Annotated in this window: 18 protein-coding genes; 15 read left to right on the plus strand and 3 right to left on the minus strand. The window is 56.4% G+C overall.

Annotated elements, in window-relative coordinates; genetic code table 11:
* The first annotated feature begins 11 nt into the window (after positions 1–11).
* The 15 genes from rplO (at position 12) to truA (ending at position 12,253) form a co-directional block, all read left to right on the plus strand.
* Positions 12–455, plus strand: a complete 444-nt coding sequence (gene rplO / locus HW273_RS03235; RefSeq protein WP_179010412.1) for a 50S ribosomal protein L15 — start codon at positions 12–14, stop codon at positions 453–455.
* Positions 455–1,795, plus strand: coding sequence for a preprotein translocase subunit SecY (gene secY / locus HW273_RS03240; RefSeq protein ID WP_179010413.1), 1,341 nt, complete (start codon positions 455–457; stop codon positions 1,793–1,795). The genes rplO and secY overlap by 1 nt, the downstream gene beginning before the upstream one ends.
* 129 nt (positions 1,796–1,924) lie before the next feature.
* Positions 1,925–2,566 carry an adenylate kinase gene (locus HW273_RS03245; protein WP_179010414.1) on the plus strand — a complete coding sequence of 214 codons (642 nt, stop codon included), beginning with the start codon at positions 1,925–1,927 and terminating at the stop codon, positions 2,564–2,566.
* A gap of 59 nt (positions 2,567–2,625) precedes the next feature.
* Positions 2,626–3,378, plus strand: coding sequence for a type I methionyl aminopeptidase (gene map / locus HW273_RS03250; protein ID WP_179010415.1), 753 nt, complete (start codon positions 2,626–2,628; stop codon positions 3,376–3,378).
* Between the two features lie 13 nt (positions 3,379–3,391).
* Positions 3,392–3,610 carry a translation initiation factor IF-1 gene (infA, locus tag HW273_RS03255; RefSeq protein ID WP_179010416.1) on the plus strand — a complete coding sequence of 73 codons (219 nt, stop codon included), beginning with the start codon at positions 3,392–3,394 and terminating at the stop codon, positions 3,608–3,610.
* 114 nt (positions 3,611–3,724) lie between these two features.
* A complete protein-coding gene (gene rpmJ / locus HW273_RS03260; protein WP_003022746.1) occupies positions 3,725–3,838 on the plus strand; it encodes a 50S ribosomal protein L36 in 114 nt (37 codons plus the stop codon).
* 22 nt (positions 3,839–3,860) lie between these two features.
* Positions 3,861–4,229 carry a 30S ribosomal protein S13 gene (gene rpsM, locus HW273_RS03265; protein WP_179010417.1) on the plus strand — a complete coding sequence of 123 codons (369 nt, stop codon included), beginning with the start codon at positions 3,861–3,863 and terminating at the stop codon, positions 4,227–4,229.
* 91 nt (positions 4,230–4,320) lie between these two features.
* Positions 4,321–4,719, plus strand: a complete 399-nt coding sequence (rpsK, locus tag HW273_RS03270) for a 30S ribosomal protein S11 (protein WP_179010418.1) — start codon at positions 4,321–4,323, stop codon at positions 4,717–4,719.
* 82 nt (positions 4,720–4,801) lie between these two features.
* Positions 4,802–5,395, plus strand: coding sequence for a 30S ribosomal protein S4 (rpsD, locus tag HW273_RS03275; RefSeq protein WP_179010419.1), 594 nt, complete (start codon positions 4,802–4,804; stop codon positions 5,393–5,395).
* A gap of 26 nt (positions 5,396–5,421) precedes the next feature.
* A complete protein-coding gene (locus tag HW273_RS03280; protein ID WP_179010420.1) occupies positions 5,422–6,372 on the plus strand; it encodes a DNA-directed RNA polymerase subunit alpha in 951 nt (316 codons plus the stop codon).
* Positions 6,373–6,414: 42 nt separating this feature from the next.
* Positions 6,415–6,951, plus strand: a complete 537-nt coding sequence (locus HW273_RS03285) for a bL17 family ribosomal protein (RefSeq protein WP_179010421.1) — start codon at positions 6,415–6,417, stop codon at positions 6,949–6,951.
* A 217-nt stretch (positions 6,952–7,168) separates the two neighbouring features.
* A complete protein-coding gene (locus HW273_RS03290) occupies positions 7,169–8,473 on the plus strand; it encodes an N-acetylmuramoyl-L-alanine amidase family protein (RefSeq protein ID WP_179010422.1) in 1,305 nt (434 codons plus the stop codon).
* A 153-nt stretch (positions 8,474–8,626) separates the two neighbouring features.
* Positions 8,627–10,510 carry an energy-coupling factor transporter ATPase gene (locus HW273_RS03295; RefSeq protein WP_179010423.1) on the plus strand — a complete coding sequence of 628 codons (1,884 nt, stop codon included), beginning with the start codon at positions 8,627–8,629 and terminating at the stop codon, positions 10,508–10,510.
* Positions 10,495–11,301: an energy-coupling factor transporter transmembrane component T family protein gene (locus HW273_RS03300; protein WP_179010424.1), complete on the plus strand. Its 807-nt coding sequence runs from the start codon at positions 10,495–10,497 to the stop codon at positions 11,299–11,301. The genes HW273_RS03295 and HW273_RS03300 overlap by 16 nt, the downstream gene beginning before the upstream one ends.
* 187 nt (positions 11,302–11,488) lie before the next feature.
* Positions 11,489–12,253: a tRNA pseudouridine(38-40) synthase TruA gene (gene truA, locus HW273_RS03305; RefSeq protein ID WP_179010425.1), complete on the plus strand. Its 765-nt coding sequence runs from the start codon at positions 11,489–11,491 to the stop codon at positions 12,251–12,253.
* 20 nt (positions 12,254–12,273) lie between these two features.
* Here truA and HW273_RS03310 read toward each other — a convergent pair whose 3' ends face one another.
* From HW273_RS03310 to HW273_RS03320, 3 genes are read right to left on the minus strand one after another with little or no spacing between them, the layout of a single operon-like run.
* A complete protein-coding gene (locus tag HW273_RS03310) occupies positions 12,274–13,926 on the minus strand; it encodes a D-alanyl-D-alanine carboxypeptidase family protein (protein ID WP_243206734.1) in 1,653 nt (550 codons plus the stop codon).
* 20 nt (positions 13,927–13,946) lie between these two features.
* Positions 13,947–16,091 carry a sensor histidine kinase gene (locus tag HW273_RS03315; protein ID WP_179010426.1) on the minus strand — a complete coding sequence of 715 codons (2,145 nt, stop codon included), beginning with the start codon at positions 16,089–16,091 and terminating at the stop codon, positions 13,947–13,949.
* The gene (locus HW273_RS03320) at positions 16,092–16,808 is read right to left on the minus strand and encodes a response regulator transcription factor (RefSeq protein ID WP_179010427.1); all 717 of its coding nucleotides are present in this window, start codon (positions 16,806–16,808) and stop codon (positions 16,092–16,094) included. It lies immediately after the preceding gene.
* Positions 16,809–17,408: the final 600 nt, after the last annotated feature.

Genomic DNA, 17,408 nt, shown 5'->3' on the forward strand with positions numbered 1-17,408 from the left:
GGAGGCATACAATGGAGTTAGCTAATTTAAGACCGGCTGATGGTTCGAAGCAGTCCAAGAACTTCAGACGTGGCCGTGGACATGGTTCGGGAAACGGCAAGACCGCTGGTAAAGGACATAAGGGACAGAAGGCTCGTTCCGGAGCACCGAGACCCGGCTTTGAGGGCGGCCAGATGCCTCTGTTCCGGCGCATTCCGAAGAGGGGCTTCACGGATCCCAACTCCAAGGTGATCACAGGCATCAACCTTTCCGTTCTCGAGGCGCGCTTCAATGACGGCGAAGACGTAACGCTGCTCTCTCTTCTGGAGAAGAATGTGATCAAGAAGGTTAACGACGGCGTGAAGATTCTCGGCAACGGCGAGCTCACCAAGAAGCTCAACGTAAAGGTCAACGCGTTCTCGGCAAGTGCAAAGGAGAAGATCGAGGCTGTCGGCGGAACCTGCGAGGTGATCTAATGCTTCAAACGATACGAAATGCATTCAAGGTTAAGGATCTGAGAGGCCGCTTCCTCTATGTCCTCCTGATGTTAGTAGTAATTCGGTTTGGATCCAATCTTCCTATCCCGGGTGTAAACTCGGGATATTTTGGAGATTTATTTAATAAGATGGCAAACAACGATGCCTTCGGCTGGTTCAATACCATGACGGGAGGCTCGTTTGAGCAGCTTTCGATCTTTGCGCTTTCGATCACCCCCTATATTACCTCCTCCATTATCATTCAGCTTCTGACTGTTGCTATCCCTGCACTGGAGGAAATGCAGAAGGACGGGGAAGAGGGCAGGAAAAAGATGACGATGTACACCAGGTGGATGACCATCGGGCTGGCGCTTATAGAGTCGCTGGCGATGGCTGTCGGCTTCGGGGGAAACGGGCTCTTGATCGGCTTCGCGGAGGCGGGTGTGATCCGTAAGCTTGCGGATATCATGATCTGCGTGGTTGCGATGACGGCAGGCTCCGCCCTCCTGATGTGGATCGGCGAGCAGATCACGGACAAGGGCATCGGAAATGGAATCTCGCTGGTGCTGCTCTTCAATATTCTCTCCTCCATCCCGCAGGACTTCATGACGCTCTATGAGCGCTTCCTGATGGGGAAGAGCGTGGCGGCAATGGTGGTTTACGCGATCCTGATCGTTGCCGTTCTGCTCGTGCTGGTAGGCTTCACCGTCGTATTGCAGGCGGCGGAGCGCCGGATCCCGGTGCAGTATTCCCGCCGGGTGCAGGGCAGAGGGCTGGTCGGCGGCCAGCAGTCGCAGATCCCCTTGAAGGTCAATACCGCGAATGTTATGCCGGTGATCTTCGCATCCTCGCTTCTGACGATGCCGGTAATCATCGGGCAGATCCTGAAGGTGGACTACGGCACGGTAGCAGGCAAGATTCTTTTGACGCTGAATTCCGGAAGCTGGTGCAAGCCGGATGCGCCGATCTATTCGATCGGACTTCTGATTTATATTCTGCTTCTCTACTTCTTCGCCTACTTCTACACCTCGATCTCCTTCAATCCTTTGGAGGTTGCGAACAATATGAAGAAGCAGGGCGGCTTCATCCCCGGCATTCGCCCCGGTAAGCCGACCAGCGATTATCTGGACGGGATTCTTACCTATATCATCTTCATCGGAGCGACGGGACTCCTGATCATCGCGCTGGTGCCGATCATCGTTTCCGGCGTTTTCAATGTGGGAAGGATTTCCTTCATGGGAACCTCTCTCCTGATTATCGTCGGCGTCGTGATCGAGACGCTGAAGTCGATCGACTCGCAGATGATCGTGAGAAACTACAAGGGATTCCTGGAGAATTGATAAGTAAGCCTCCTAAGTGCCATGCTTAGGAGGCTGTATGTGATTCTGGGTAACGGTTCAGGCAGGCGGCGTTGTGCCGGAACGGACAGGGAAAGCCTGCTTTCATGGGACATATCAGGGAGAGCGGAGATGAAAATTATCATGTTGGGGGCGCCGGGCGCCGGCAAGGGGACGCAGGCGATCAAGATCGCGGACAAGTACGGGATTCCGCATATTTCTACCGGAGATATCTTCCGCCAAAATATCAAGAGCGGAACGGAGCTTGGGAAAAAGGCGAAGAGCTACATGGACAGAGGAGAGCTCGTTCCGGATGATGTGACGATCGGAATGCTTCTCGACCGGATCTCGGAGCCGGACTGCGCGGCCGGTTATGTACTGGACGGCTTCCCGCGTACGATCCCGCAGGCGGAGAGTCTGACCAGAGCGCTGGAGGAACGCGGCGAGAAGGTGGACTATGCGCTCGACATCGAGGTGCCGGACGCAAATATCGTGGAGCGGATGAGCGGGAGACGCGCCTGTCCGAAATGCGGGAATACCTATCATGTCGTCTATGCCGCGCCGGTTATGGAGAACATTTGCGACAGATGCGGCGCAGAGCTGATGATTCGTGCGGACGATAAGCCGGAGACGGTACAGGAGCGGCTGGATGTTTACCATAGACAGACAGAGCCTCTGATCCGGTATTACCGCGGGGAGAATATACTCAGAGAGTTCGACGGGACACAGGAGCTGGAAAAGGTTTTTCAGGACATCGTCGAGGTTCTGGGGTAGCGGAGCCGGCAAGAACCACTTAAGTGAGTCCTTACCGTATGTGAAAGGACAGTATTATAATGATAGAAATCAAGTCAAAGCGTGAGATCGAGCTGATGAGAGAGGCGGGGAAGGTGCTCTCGGAGGTGCATGAGAGGGTCGGAGAGAGAGTCGCACCGGGCCGCAGCACGAAGGAGTTGAACGATTACGCGGAGGGGCTCATCCGGAAGCTGGGCTGTACGCCGAGTTTCCTTCACCTCTACGATTTTCCGGCAGCGTGCTGCATTTCTGTGAATGAGGAGGTCATTCACGGGATTCCGGATAAGCATCGTATCCTCGAGGAGGGGGATATCGTATCCTTCGATATTGGTACCTGCTACAAGGGCTATCACAGCGACGCAGCGAGAACCTGGGGGGTCGGCAGGATCTCTTCGGAGGCAGAGAAGCTGATCGCGGCATGCGAGCAGTCCTTCTGGGAGGGAGCGAGGAACGCGGTTCCGGGCAATCATTTGAACGACATCTGCAGCGCCATCGGAAACTATGCCTACAGCCTAGGCTACGGCGTGCTCGAGGATTATATCGGACACGGCATCGGGCACGAGGTGCACATGGATCCGGATGTGCCGAATTTCCCGATGAGGCGGAAGGGGCCGCTGCTGCAGGCAGGCATGACGCTCGCGGTCGAGCCTATGATTACCGTCGGCTCGAAGGAGGTCAGAGTGCTGGATAACGACTGGACTGTCGTGACGATCGACGGAAAGCTTTCCTGTCATTATGAAAACACCATTTTGATCACAGAGAACGGGCCGGAGATTCTGAGCCTGGTTAGATAGAAGGAGTAATCGAATGTCAAAGACAGATGTAATTGAGATCACAGGGAAGGTGATCGAGAAGCTTCCGAATGCGATGTTTCAGGTGGAGCTCGAGAACGGGCATCAGGTGCTCGCCCACATTTCCGGGAAGCTTCGTATGAACTACATCCGAATCCTCCCGGGAGACAAGGTCACGATCGAGCTTTCTCCGTATGATTTGTCCAAGGGAAGGATCATCTGGAGAGATAAATAAATTGTACTTTAAAAAAAACAATATTAAAAAATCGACAGGTTTACTTTACCTGCCGGTTTTGTTAAAATTATACGGCAACTTTGTTCGAATTCGTATTTAGAAAGGAAATTTACTATGAAGGTAAGATCATCAGTAAAGCCGATCTGCGAAAAGTGCAAGGTCATTAAGCGGAAAGGTTCTATCAGAATTATCTGCGAAAACCCTAAGCATAAGCAGAGACAAGGTTAATTTTTAACAGGAGGAAACAGAAATGGCTCGTATTGCAGGTGTCGATTTACCGAGAGAGAAGCGCATCGAGATCGGTCTTACATACATTTACGGTATCGGACGATCCTCTGCGGACAAGATTCTCACGGCAACCAACGTAAACCCGGATACTCGTGTCAAGGATCTCACAGATGATGAGGTGAAGGCGCTTGCCAACTACATCGCAGACAATCAGATGGTAGAGGGCGACCTCAGAAGAGAGATCGCGCTGAATATCAAGAGACTGCAGGAGATCGGCTGCTACAGAGGAATTCGTCACAGAAGAGGACTTCCGGTAAGAGGACAGAAGACGAAGACCAATGCAAGAACACGCAAGGGCCCGAGAAAGACCGTCGCAAACAAGAAGAAGTAATTCCGGGACGGAGATATCGGGAAGAAGTAACTATAGTGGGCTTCATGTTTTAAACACAGGAAGACAGAAAAGGAAAGTAGGTTAGTTTAATATGGCGAATAAGTCAACTGCTAAGAGAGTGACAAAAAAGCGCGTAAAGAAAAACGTTGAACGTGGACAGGCACATATCCAGTCATCCTTCAATAATACGATCGTTACATTGACGGATGCACAGGGCAACGCTCTTTCATGGGCAAGTGCCGGTGGTCTTGGTTTTAGAGGTTCAAGAAAATCTACTCCATATGCAGCACAGATGGCTGCTGAGACTGCTGTGAAGGCGGCTTTGGTACATGGGCTGAAGTATGTGGATGTAATGGTCAAGGGTCCGGGCTCCGGAAGAGAGGCTGCGATCCGCGCACTTCAGGCAGGCGGACTCGAGGTTACCTCCATTAAGGACGTAACGCCGGTACCGCACAATGGATGCCGTCCGCCGAAGCGTAGAAGAGTATAAGCACGGAGCGAGAGCTCAGCCCGAGGAAGCGAAGCGCGTAAAGGGCGTATCACATGAAACAATATGATATTAGGAGGAAATTATGGCAGTAGATAAGGTTCCTGTACTTAAAAGATGCAGATCACTGGGACTTGATCCGGTATTTTTAGGCGTAGATAAGAAGTCCAACAGACAGCCGAGAAACCAGAGAAGAAAGATGTCTGAGTACGGCCTGCAGCTTCGCGAGAAGCAGAAGGCGAAGTTCATCTACGGCGTATTGGAGAAGCCGTTCCGGAACTACTATGCGAAGGCAGAGAGGATGAGTGGACAGACTGGTGAGAACCTGATGGTTCTTCTGGAGTCCCGTCTGGATAGTGTGATCTTCCGTATGGGACTTGCCCGTACGAGAAGAGAGGCGAGACAGGTGGTCGGACACAGACACGTTACTGTGAATGGTAAGATCGTGAACATCCCGTCCTACCTCGTTTCTGCCGGCGATGTCATCGCGATCAAGGAGTCGATGAAGACCGCACAGAGATACAAGGACATCCTTGAGGTAACAAACGGCAGGATGATTCCGGCATGGCTGGAGGCCGATCAGGAGAAGATGACGGCTACCGTGAAGCAGCTCCCGCACAGAGAGGATATCGATGTGCCTGTAAACGAGATGCTGATCGTCGAGCTGTATTCTAAGTAATGAACCCCGTATGAAGGAGGCATTGCATGTTCGATTTTGAAAAGCCAAACATTGAGATCAGTGAAATCTCAGGGGATGGAAGGTTCGGGAGATTTGTCTGTGAGCCGCTGGAAAGGGGCTATGGCAATACGCTCGGGAATTCTCTTCGCAGAATCATGCTTTCCTCTCTTCCTGGTGCGGCTGTCTCAGCTGTGAAGATCGACGGCGTATACCATGAGTTCTCGGAGCTTCCCGGTGTGAAGGAGGAGGTTTCGGAGATCATCATGCGCCTGAAGAGTCTGGCGATTAAGAACTCCGCTGCCTCCGACGAGCCGAAGGTAGCGTATATCGATTTTTCCGGAGAGGGTACAGTGCTTGCTTCGGATATCAAGGCGGATTCCGAGATCGAGATCATGAATCCGGAGCTTCCGATCGCTACCCTTTCCGGAAAGGATGCGAAGCTCTATATGGAGCTTCATATCACCAAGGGAAGAGGCTATGTAGGCGCAGACAGGGCAAAGCAGTCCGAGGCGGGCGTGCTCGCGATCGACGCGGGCTACACGCCGGTCGAGCGTGTGAATATGTCGATCCAGAATACCCGAGTCGGGAATATGACCGATTACGATAAGCTGACGCTCGACGTCTTTACCAACGGGACAATGATGCCGGACGATGCGGTTTCGATGGCGGCGAGGCTGCTGCACGAGCACCTTTCTCTCTTCGTCAATCTTTCCGACAACGCTGCCGTGGCGGAGGTCATGGTGGAGAAGCCGGACGATGAAAAGGGCAAGGTACTGGAGATGAATATCGATGAGCTGGAGCTGAGCGTCCGTTCCTATAACTGCTTGAAGCGAGCGGGAATCAATACAGTTCAGGAGCTTTGCTCGAAGACCCCGGAGGACATGATGAAGGTGAGAAATCTTGGCCGGAAGTCTCTGGAGGAGGTTCTGGCGAAGCTGAAGGAATTAAATTTGGCGCTTTCCAATGGGGAAGAGTAAGGAAACCGGTAAGACTGAAAAGCACGGTGGAGGAAATCAAAAATGGCAAAGTACAGAAAGTTAGGCAGAACAAGTTCTCAGAGAAAGGCGATGCTTCGCGCTCTGACGACCGCAGTTTTGGAGCATGGCAGGATCTTCACGACCGAGGCGAGAGCGAAGGAAGTCCGCAAGCAGGTTGAGAAGCTGATCGCACTCGGCGCAAGAGAGAGGGACAACTTCGAAGAGGTTACCGTCAAGGCGAAGGTTGCCCGTAAGGATGCGGAGGGCAAGCGTGTCAAGGAGGTCGTAGACGGCAAAAAGGTCACGGTTTACGACGAGGTAGAGAAGACAATCAAAAAGGATAAGCCCTCACGGCTTGCCGCACGTCGTCAGATTCTCGCGATGACCTATGTTCCGACCTCTGTTCCTGCGGAGAATTCCGGCAGAAAGAGGAATACGAAGAAGATAGACCTTGCAAAGAAGCTCTTCGAGGAGTATGGTCCGAAGTACGCGGAGCGTAAGGGCGGCTATACCAGAATCGTGAAGGTCGGCCTCAGAAAGGGCGATGCAGCGATGGAGGTTCTCCTCGAGCTTGTCTGATCCCCGGATCGGGCGGACGCGGAGCATGGCGCTACGGAACAGGCAGTGCAGGGCTTCGAACACTCTGCACTACAGAATTCAGATAAAGTTGCGAAGGAGAGGAGAGAGTCATACGGCTCTCTCCTCTCTTTCGTAAAGGAAATGTAAGCGCTGCTGTCTTGCGCGGATCTCTGGGAATTATTATACTAAAGGCAGTACGGCAGATTGGGGGCGGATTATGAGAAGCAAAGCATACAGGGCGGCGATAGTTACAGCGATATTCCTTAGCCTGCTTTTTTCGGTGCAGACCTTTGCCAGGGACAGCTACAGCACGATTACCGGGGTGAAGCTTCGCCTGAGCGACAGCTTCAAGGAGCTGGAGGCGGGAGACCCCTGGCCGAGCCTTTCGGAGGGCGACTTCGAGGTAGGAGATTCCGAGAAGTATTTTGTGGACAGCGTACAGTGGTACGACAATAATATGCGGACCGAGATGCGGGTCGGCGATACCGCGAAGGTTCGGGTCTATCTGGAGGCGCGGACGAAACAGAAATCCGGCGGCGACGAGGTTGTTTACCGTTTCAGCGGCTCCTACGGAAGCTCGAATGTCCGCATTGTGAACGGGAGCCTGCTCAGCGTGAAGCGAAACGGCTACTATGACATGGAGCTGCTGCTCACCCTGCCCGCTGTCAAGGGAGACTACGACATGGCGGAGAATCTGAGCTGGTCTGCGGGCAGCCTCGGCTACGCTGCATGGGATGCGCCCTCGAACGGCTCCGGTTATTATGAGGTAAGCCTGTACCGGGATACGAGGCGGCTTGTGACGATTACGACGGACGCGCGCTCTCTGAATCTCTATCCGTGGATGACGGAAGAGGGCGACTACCGCTTCACGGTTGTGACGATCCCCTACACCGAGGAGCAGAAGAAGTACGGAAAGAAGTCGGATACGGCAGAGTCGGATTACCAGACGATCCGTTCCGATAACCGCTCCAACGGAGACGGGAAGTACGGGACGACGCAGATCAGCGGCAATACGTCCGGCAATGCGGGCAGCGGCACTTCTGTGCCCAATGGGACAGGAACGGTCGGCTGGTTCCAGAGCAGCGGCGGCTGGTATTTCCGTTATCCGAATCAGCAGCTCCTCCGCGACAGCTGGCTGAGCTGGAAGGACAGGTGGTATCATTTCAACAGCCAGGGGCAGATGGAAACCGGCTGGTACAAGAGTTCCTACGGGAACTGGTTCTATCTCGATCCGGGTATCGGCTATGCCAAGACCGGCTGGCAGCAGATCAACAATGTCTGGTATTATTTCAATACCGCGAAGGGTGACAGCGAGGCGGTCATGTTCCAGAACACCTTCGGACGGATCGGAAACGACTACTACTATTTCGATCAGAACGGCGCGATGCGAACCGGCTGGGTATCGGTCAAGGACAGCAGCGGTGTCGAACAGTACTATTACTTCTATGAGGACGGACGGATGGCGAGGAATACGGAGGTCAGCGGCTTCCGTCTCGATGGGAACGGCAGGTGGATACACTAGGGAAGGAGAAGAACCCGGGGAGTGAGCCTCGGGTTCTTCGGGCTTTTATGCTTTTACAGGGGAGGAAGCAGGCGCAGGGCGATTGCTTCCTTGTTTTTTGCTGCTTTTCAGGCTATACTTTCAGGGATTCAAAAATCTGAAAAGAGGTAAAATTTGAAAATCATAGATATTCTGCATCTCGCCTATGACTACATACGGCTGGATGAAAACGATAAGGTCGCGGAGCAGAACCGGGCGCTCTCGGATCTGAATCTTCAGATCGAGGAGGGAAGCTTCGTCTGCGTGCTGGGACATAACGGTTCCGGGAAATCCACACTCGCGAAGCTTCTGAACGGGCTGAATCTGCCGACTGAGGGAACGGTCTTCGTCGGCGGGATGGACACGAGGCGGGAGGATCAGCTCTGGGACATCCGCAGAGAAACTGGCATGGTATTCCAGAATCCGGACAATCAGATCATCGGTGCTGTAGTGGAGGAGGATGTCGCCTTCGGGCCGGAGAATATCGGTGTGCCGACCGCAGAGCTTTGGGAGAGGGTGAATCGTGCGCTGGAGGCGGTGAAGATGGGCGCGTACCGTCTGAAAAGTCCGAACCGGCTCTCCGGCGGGCAGAAGCAGCGGGTAGCGATCGCGGGGACGATGGCCATGCTCCCGCGCTGCATCGTGCTGGATGAGCCGACCGCGATGCTGGATCCCAGCGGCAGGGCGGAGGTGATTCGTACGGTAGAGGAGCTGAATCGCACGGCGGGGATCACGATTATCCTGATCACACATTATATGGAGGAGACGGTTCGCGCGGATCGTCTCCTTGTGATGGATAACGGGCATCTCGTGATGGATGGCAGTCCGCGGCAAATCTTCTCGGAGGTGCAGCGGCTGAAGGCTTATCGGATGGACGTACCGGCGGTGACGGAGCTTGCGTGGCGGCTGCACAGATCGGGGATGCCGCTGACAGTACCGGTTCTGACACGGGAGGAGCTGGTGGATGCACTTCGGGGGCTTCTCCCGAAGCAGACAGAGTTCGAGCCGGACTTCGTGAAGCGGGCACCGAAGCATGAGGAAATCACCGACCCGATCCTCCGGGTGGAGGGACTGTCGCAGGTCTACCAGCAGGGGACTGCGATGGAGAGCCATGCGCTCCGGCAGCTCAGCTTCTCCGTCCAGCGCGGCTCGATCACGGCGATCATCGGGCATACCGGCTCCGGTAAGTCTACGCTGGTACAGCATCTGAACGGGCTGCTCAGGGGGACGGAGGGCAGGATACTCGTGCGGTTCCGGGAGCCGATTCCTGCAGGCGCTTCCGGCTTTTCGGATATCTATGCGAAGGATTTCCCGATGAAGGAGCTCCGCTTCAAGGTGGGGCTGGTTTTCCAGTATCCGGAATACCAGCTTTTCGAAATCGACGTCCTTCGGGATGTTATGTTCGGGCCGAAGAATCAGGGCTTTTCGGAGGCGGCGGCGAAGGAACGGGCGGAGGAGGCGCTCAGAATGGTAGGGCTTCCGGAGGAGCTCTGGCAGAAGTCACCCTTTGAGCTTTCCGGCGGCGAGAAGCGTCGCGCGGCGATCGCGGGCGTACTCGCGATGAAGCCGGAGATCCTGATTCTGGATGAGCCGACGGCGGGCTTGGATCCCGCCGGCAGGGAGGATATGTTCCGGCAGATCGAATCTCTTCACCGGCAGGAGGGGATGACGATCCTTCTGATATCCCACTCCATGGACGACGTAGCACGCTATGCGGAGCAGGTGCTCGTGCTCGATCAGGGGGAGCTTCGGATGTCGGGGACGCCGGAGGAGGTCTTTCGGCGATACCGGGAGCTGGAGACGATGGGACTCGGCGCGCCGCAGATGACCTATCTCGTGCAGGAGCTGAAGGAGGCGGGCATTCGCTTCGAATCAAGGCCCGATACCGTGGAGGAGGCTGCGGAGGCGATCCTTTCGCTGTACCGAAGAGCCGGCGGTGCGCTGCTGCCTGACAGAGACAACGGCGGGGACAGCGAATCAAGGAAGGGAAAGGAGGGTGAGCCATGCTCCGAGAGGTGACGATAGGGCAGTATTATCCGGTGGACTCGGTGCTGCATCGGCTGGATCCGCGTGTGAAGCTGCTTGCCACGCTGCTCTACCTGCTATCCCTCTTTCTGATGCAGAGCTGGAGCGGGTATGCCTTCGCGGCGCTGGTGCTTTGTCTCCTGATCCGCCTTTCGAGGGTGCCGGTTCGCTTCCTTACGAGGGGGCTCAGGGGAATCCTCTTCATCCTGCTGCTGTCCGTGAGCTTCAACCTCTTCCTGACGCCGGGAACCGTGCTGGTGCAGCTGGGAATCCTGAAGATAAGCCGGGAGGGGCTTCGGATCGCCATTATGATGGCGCTTCGTCTGATTCTGCTCGTTATAGGAAGCTCTATCATGACGCTGACCACGACGCCCAATCAGCTGACGGACGGGCTGGAGAAGGGACTGGGCTTTCTGCGGCTTCTGCATGTTCCGGTGCATGAGATCGCGATGATGATGTCGATTGCGCTTCGCTTCATTCCGATCCTGATCGAGGAGACCGACAAGATCATGAAGGCGCAGCAGGCGAGAGGGGCGGACTTCGAGAGCGGAGGCCTCCTCCGGCGCGCGCGTGCGCTGGTGCCGATTCTGGTGCCGCTGTTTATCAGCGCCTTCCGCCGCGCTTCGGAGCTCGCGATGGCGATGGAGGCACGCTGCTATCACGGCGGCGAGGGCAGGACGAAGCTGAAGCCGCTCCGCTATGAGCGAAGAGACAGGAATGCCTACCTGCTGCTTGCTCTCTATCTCCTGTGCTGCATCGGCATACGCTTCCTGCCGCTGCCGTAGAGGGACAGACGCAGAGCCTCCCTGAAAGAGCAGGAAGCGATGTGTCCGGCGGCAGCGAAGGCAAGGAAAGCTGCATCTCCATTTGCAGTTGAAAATTCGGGTAAAGCTATCTGTTCGGCGGCGAAGGCGAGAAAAGGAAAGGACGTCCCGGAGGGGGGAGACTTTTGAGAGTGAGAGAGGAGGAAGCTTGCGGAGAATCAAGCTGGTCGTCAGCTATGACGGCACGAACTATCAGGGCTGGCAGAGACAGGAGGGGCGGCGCAGCATAGAGGGGGAGCTGAATCGCGCGCTTTCTATGCTGCTGCCCGAGGAGCGCCCCGAGGTCGTCGGGGCGAGCCGAACTGATTCCGGCGTCCATGCGCTGGGGAATGTCGCCTGCTTCGACACGGCCTCCTCCATCCCTGCGCTGCGTTTCCCGATGGCGCTGAACCGCTATCTCCCGGAGGATATCCGGGTGCTGTCGGGGGAGGAGGTGCCGGAGCACTTTCATCCCCGCTTTACCCCGCATGAGAAGCATTATCTCTATCGGATCGACCGAAGCAGGATCCCGCTTCCGGAGCGGCGGCTTTACTGCTATGCTTTTTCCTTTCCGCTCGACCTCGCAGCGATGCGGCGGGCAGCGGCATACCTTGAGGGGGAGCATGATTTCCGAAGCTTCGTGAATCCGGACTCGCAGGTCTTCCGGCATGGAGGGGATGCGGTACGGACGATCTATGCGATCCGGATCGAGGAGGAGAGCGCGCCCGGACAGGCGGGGGAGCTCGTCTTCCGGATCAGCGGCAGCGGCTTCCTCTACCACATGATCCGTATCCTTGTCGGGACGCTTCTGGAGGTAGGGCGAGGCAGACGATGCCCGGAGGAGATGCCGGAGATCCTCTCGGCGCGAGACCGGAGAGCCGCCGGACAGACTGTCCCGGCGAAGGGACTCTGCCTCGCGGAACTGAGGTATTAAGGAAACTTAGCTCCGATCGCTCATCTTCTTCGGGCTCTTCCGCTTTTCTTCTTGCCGAGCATCAGGTCGCGCCGCGCCTTCTGCGCCCGCGTCAGATCTCTCGTATGCTTCAGCATCCGCCTCCGGCGGCGCTTCCGGAGGAATTCCTCCCGGCGCTGCATCAGATAGAGGATGCCCATGATGAGGAGCACAGCCGCAGCGAGCAGCGCCAGGATTTGGAGGAGCCGCAGGATCGGCTTTTGGATGCGGATGCTGCCGCTTTCCCGGTCGAGGATGATCGGGGCGCGGTTTTCGCTGCTTTCCGGCGTGAGCTGTCCCGCGACGGTCGGCAGCGGCGTCTCCTGCACAGAGATCCGCTCCGGCACGGTTTCCAGCACCTTCTGCGAAAGAATCTCGGCATCCCTCGCCTGCTGCTCCCGCACAGCACGCTCATCGACGAGGCGGATGTATGCTTTTCCGACCGCTCGTCCGGCGAAGCTGTAGTCTACGCGGGCAATGGTCTGGTTCTTCCGCTCGGCTTCACTGAGCGAATAGCTGAGAATGGACTGGGCGTCGCGCAGCTCCTGCTCCTTCGGGAGCGTGACACGTTGCGCACTATCCATCCGGAACTGCAGCATATCCACCATGGAGATGCCCTGAATGCGGAAGTTGTCGGAGAGCGCGGTATAGCTCTGATCCTGCTCTGCTGCGGACAGGGAGTGGAAATGCTCGAAGCCGAAGTCGAAGAGCCTTCTGGTATCGCTGTATTGGGTATTGTGCCCATTCAGGATCACGGCGATCAGCGTCATACCGTCCCGCTCCGCTGCGGTGAGCAGCGTATTGCCGGCGAGGGTGGTGTAGCCGGTTTTTCCGGCGAAGACGCCCTCATAGTAGTCGCGGTAGCTCTTCCGCATCATGCGGTGGTGTGCGTAGACGGTATTCTCAGGAGACGCGGGATCGGGGTAACGGCTGATCGGTGCATGGGTGTATGCCTGCACTGCGTCGATCTGCCGGAAAACCGGATTTCGGATGGCGTACTGCAGAATGAGCGCCATATCGTGGGCGCTGGTATAATGCTCCGGATCATTCAGACCGGAGGGATTCCGGAAATGAGAATCCGTACAGCCCAGCTCCGCCGCCTTCTGATTCATCAGTTCGGCGAAGGCCTCATTGGAGCCGGCGACATGCTCCGCGAGCGCATTGGCGCAGTCGTTTGCCGAATGCAGCAGCAGGCAGTAGAGGCAGTCACGCACGGAGAGCTGATCGCCTGCCGAGGCAGCAATGACAGTGGAGTTCGGCTCGAGATTCTTCCCTGTGGCATCTGCAGAGAATTCCACCATTTCGTCGAGATTTTCTGTTTTTTCCAGTACGATGACGGCAGTCAGCACCTTCGTGATGGAGGCGGGGAAATAGTGCTCGTGCTCGTTTTTCTGGTAGAGCACGGTGCCGGAATCCGCATCCATCAGCAACGCGCCCTCCGCCTGTACGTCGCCGTCCGGCTCCGGCCAGAGTGTCTCTCCGAAGACTGTGCCTGCGGGAGACGGGAGCAGGAGCAGCAGGAGCACGAGCAGGAGCGCAAGGAAGTGATATCTGCCCGCAGCACGAAAGCGGCGAAGCTGTGAAGCGGCGCGCAGACTGCTGCGGCATGCGCTGTGCTTCCGCACAGGGGGATTACTGCATAGGGATAAAATCAAACGAATATACCTCCCCTTCTTCAGGATTCCACGGACAGAGGCAGACGGACAGATGCCTTGTAGAGGTCGCCGTCGATCTCGATCCGGAGCTCGCCCTTCATCAGGCTGCTCAGACTCTTCGCGATGGAGAGCCCGAGTCCGGAGCCCTCCGTGCTCCGGCTGACATCGCCGCGGACGAATCGCTCCGTAAGCTCCTCCGGCGTGATATTGAGCGGTGATGCAGAGATGTTCTTGATGGTGCAGACCGCGCAGTCCTCGTCGCGATAAACATCGACATAGACACGGCTGCCTCGGAGCGCGTACTTGCAGCAGTTGTTCAGCAGATTTTCGATGATTCTCCAGAGATGCCGTCCGTCGGAAACGATCATCAGCGGCTCCGGCGGGAGCGTTTCTACGATGGTGAGCTTCGCGGCGGAGAGCTTATCCTCGAATTCGCCCAGCGCCTGCTGTATCATCTCTCCGTAGTCGAGCTCCGTGAAATTCATGGTAATGCTGCCGGAGCTCGCCTTGCTCGCCTCCACGAGATCCTCGGTCAGGGTTTTCAGCCGTCCGGACTTCTGCTCGAGGATTTCCAGATATTCCTGCGCACGAGGATTGTCGAGCTCCTCCCGCTTCAGGAGCTCGACATAGTTGAGAATCGAAGTGAGCGGCGTTTTCAGATCATGCGAGACATTGGTGATCAGATCCGTCCGGAGCCGCTCCGCCCTTACCTGCCTGCCGACTGCCTCGCTCAGCCCCGCGGTGATGCGCCAGCTGTAGAAGTCGATCAGCGCCAGAATGCACAGCAGTGCGAGAGCGGTGAAGAACGCGCGGAGGCTCCGGTTCTGCAGGAAGTGGAGGAAGAGCAGAAGGAAGAGCAGGATACCCAGCAGGTTCGGCAGGACAAAGAGCAGGAGGCTGTAGAAGCGCGGGGCGGTCTGCGCCGCGCTTTCGGTATAGCAGCGTACCAGCTCAGAGAGCCGGCGCAGCAGCGAAGCCTTCCAGAGCGTCCGCGCCTTGTAAGCCCGGACGAGGGAGAGGCTGAGCGGTACGAAGAGCAGGTAGCAGAAGAGGAAGCGGAAAAGCGCGATCCAGAAGTCTGTATCGCGAAGCTCCCCGATCACGAGCACCAGAGAATCGAGAAAGACCGGCGCGAGACGATTCGTCCAGAGAAACCAGAGCAGGAAGAGCAGGAGGAGGAGCTCCAGCGGCGCATGGTCTGCCGGATAGAGCACGATGCCCTTCCGCTCCGCAGATTTTCCGGTCAGCAGAAGCAGCCAGACATAGCTGCCCCCCGCGAGGAGGAGAGAGCCGAGCAGGAGGAAAAGACCGGCCGCGGAGAGGATACGGCTGCTTTCATAGCGCTGCGCGGCATCGGAAAAGGCGTCCGCTGCCGGAAGCGTCCGATTGACGCCGACCGCCATCGTATAGCTGCCGTCTGCATAGGGGTTCCGCGCTTGTAAAAGCGGGGGAATGTTGGCAGGGGCGGTACGGAGATTGCTGCGGACAGCGAGACTGTCGGAGTCCGTCGACAGGAAGCTCCCGAGGGCGCAGATCTCCGCTTCCGTCATATCCGCAGCGTTGGTGTAGAGCATGGACTTCTCTCCGGAGGTATAGCGGACGGAGAATTTCAGATTGCTGTCCTGATCGAAGAATTCGGCGCGGGCGGCATAGTATTTCGCAAGATAGCCGAGCGTCTCCTGTGCGAGCTTCCCGAGGCTGCTCAGTCCGTCCGCGGGGCTCAGGGGCTTATAGTCCGGCATATAGGCGCGGAAGGTGATGCGGATCGGATGCTCCTTCTCGTCCTCCATCGGGCTGATGGTCGCGCTTCGCTCATCCAGCTGGATCTCGTTTTTGGCATTCAGGTAATAGCCCATGGAGCGGGCGTACCGGATCAGGTAGTTCAGCGTATAGGAGACGGGAGTCCCTCGTTCCTCTGCCTGCGCGACGACCTGATTCAGGTTCAATGCCCCGTTCTTCTCGAAGAGCGCCCGAAGATCGATATAATCGAAAATATCGCTCACGGCTTCGGAGAATTCGCTTTCGAAGCTGTCGGAGCGGAAGTAATCCGGCTGCCGCAGGACGGAGAGCAGGCTGCCCTCCGAGGAGAAATGCAGCAGGATCAGGCTAAGGAGCAGGAGCAGGAGCGCAAGCGTGTGGAGAGAGGCGGCAAGGATTTTTTTCATTTATTTGCCCTCTTCGCTGCCCTGCTTCTCGATTTTGTAGCCGACGCCCCAGACGACCTTCAGATAGCGCGGCTCGCGCGGATTGATTTCGATCTTCTCCCGGATATGCCGGATATGTACGGCGACCGTATTGTCGGCGCCGATCGCCTGCTCGTTCCAGATCGAGGTATAGATCTCGTCGATGGAGAAGACCTTGCCGGCATTTTTCACGAGCAGCAGGAGAATGTTGTATTCGATCGGGGTGAGCTTCACGAGCTCTCCGTCTACGGTGACCTCCTTGGTGTCGTCATTGATGACGAGCCCGCCGTTTCGGAAGATATGCTCGCTGTCCCGCGCCTCCCCGATATTCCCGAGCTGGGTATAGCGGCGGAGCTGAGACTTCACGCGCGCCACGAGCTCGAGTGGGTTGAAGGGCTTCGTGATATAGTCGTCGGCGCCGATATTGAGCCCGAGGATCTTGTCATTGTCCTCTCCCTTCGCGGAGAGAATGATGATCGGCACGGAGCTCTGCTCCCGGATCTTCAGCGTGGTGCGGATCCCGTCGAGTCCCGGCATCATTACATCCAGAATGAGGAGATCTGCCTTGCTTTTTTCCAGAATGTCCAGCGCATCGTAGCCGTCGTAGGCCTTCAGCACACGGAAGCCCTCGCCGGTGAGATAAATGGAGATCGCCTCCACGATCTGCTTATCGTCGTCACAAACTAAAATGGTCTGCATTGTATCCTCCATACTGGCTGACGCCTCATCAATGAAAGAAGCGCTGATTTATTCATGACTCACATACTGCTGGAGTGCAACTTTCGCGACGAAACGAGAGCGCCCTTGCTTCGTCAACATTAATTTATCCTTTATTCTACATTATTTCCTGCCGGAAAACCAGTCGTGAAAGCGCATCCTGTTTAGCTGAACGGCTGCCATCCTGCGGGGAAGACCGGAGAGCTCGCTCTCCATGATGAGGTTCCGGCAGGATTTTTCAAAGGAAAATGAAGTTGCCGGGCAAATACAGAGGTGCTATAGTGAGGTAGGCGCTATAGTGAAGTGGGTGCTATAGCGAGGTGAGCAAGTGCATTGCTATAGCCGGTATTTCATTCTGAAGACGGAAAACAGGGAGAAAGAGGCTGCGCATAGGCATGGCCGCAGACAGCGTGACGCCGGAAAAGAGCTGCAGAATTCTGACATTGGCGGAAAGACCGCAGCGGGGCTGAAATGCAGCAGGAAAGAAGTCTAAACGCACATGCACCTGTTGTCCTGTCAAATGTCCGAATGCCCGTGCAAGCAAGCTTGCCTCGCGTTCGTCCGCTTGACAGGGGACTTATA

Origin of the sequence: Oribacterium sp. oral taxon 102 (assembly GCF_013394775.1) — a bacterium.
Classification (GTDB): domain Bacteria; phylum Bacillota; class Clostridia; order Lachnospirales; family Lachnospiraceae; genus Oribacterium.

Coding starts and splice junctions, on each gene's coding strand:
- rplO (WP_179010412.1), top strand. CDS start 12: ATGGAGTTAGCTAATTTAAGACCGGCTGATGGTTCGAAGCAGTCCAAG.
- secY (WP_179010413.1), top strand. CDS start 455: ATGCTTCAAACGATACGAAATGCATTCAAGGTTAAGGATCTGAGAGGC.
- HW273_RS03245 (WP_179010414.1), top strand. CDS start 1,925: ATGAAAATTATCATGTTGGGGGCGCCGGGCGCCGGCAAGGGGACGCAG.
- map (WP_179010415.1), top strand. CDS start 2,626: ATGATAGAAATCAAGTCAAAGCGTGAGATCGAGCTGATGAGAGAGGCG.
- infA (WP_179010416.1), top strand. CDS start 3,392: ATGTCAAAGACAGATGTAATTGAGATCACAGGGAAGGTGATCGAGAAG.
- rpmJ (WP_003022746.1), top strand. CDS start 3,725: ATGAAGGTAAGATCATCAGTAAAGCCGATCTGCGAAAAGTGCAAGGTC.
- rpsM (WP_179010417.1), top strand. CDS start 3,861: ATGGCTCGTATTGCAGGTGTCGATTTACCGAGAGAGAAGCGCATCGAG.
- rpsK (WP_179010418.1), top strand. CDS start 4,321: ATGGCGAATAAGTCAACTGCTAAGAGAGTGACAAAAAAGCGCGTAAAG.
- rpsD (WP_179010419.1), top strand. CDS start 4,802: ATGGCAGTAGATAAGGTTCCTGTACTTAAAAGATGCAGATCACTGGGA.
- HW273_RS03280 (WP_179010420.1), top strand. CDS start 5,422: ATGTTCGATTTTGAAAAGCCAAACATTGAGATCAGTGAAATCTCAGGG.
- HW273_RS03285 (WP_179010421.1), top strand. CDS start 6,415: ATGGCAAAGTACAGAAAGTTAGGCAGAACAAGTTCTCAGAGAAAGGCG.
- HW273_RS03290 (WP_179010422.1), top strand. CDS start 7,169: ATGAGAAGCAAAGCATACAGGGCGGCGATAGTTACAGCGATATTCCTT.
- HW273_RS03300 (WP_179010424.1), top strand. CDS start 10,495: ATGCTCCGAGAGGTGACGATAGGGCAGTATTATCCGGTGGACTCGGTG.
- HW273_RS03315 (WP_179010426.1), bottom strand. CDS start 16,091: ATGAAAAAAATCCTTGCCGCCTCTCTCCACACGCTTGCGCTCCTGCTC.
- HW273_RS03320 (WP_179010427.1), bottom strand. CDS start 16,808: ATGCAGACCATTTTAGTTTGTGACGACGATAAGCAGATCGTGGAGGCG.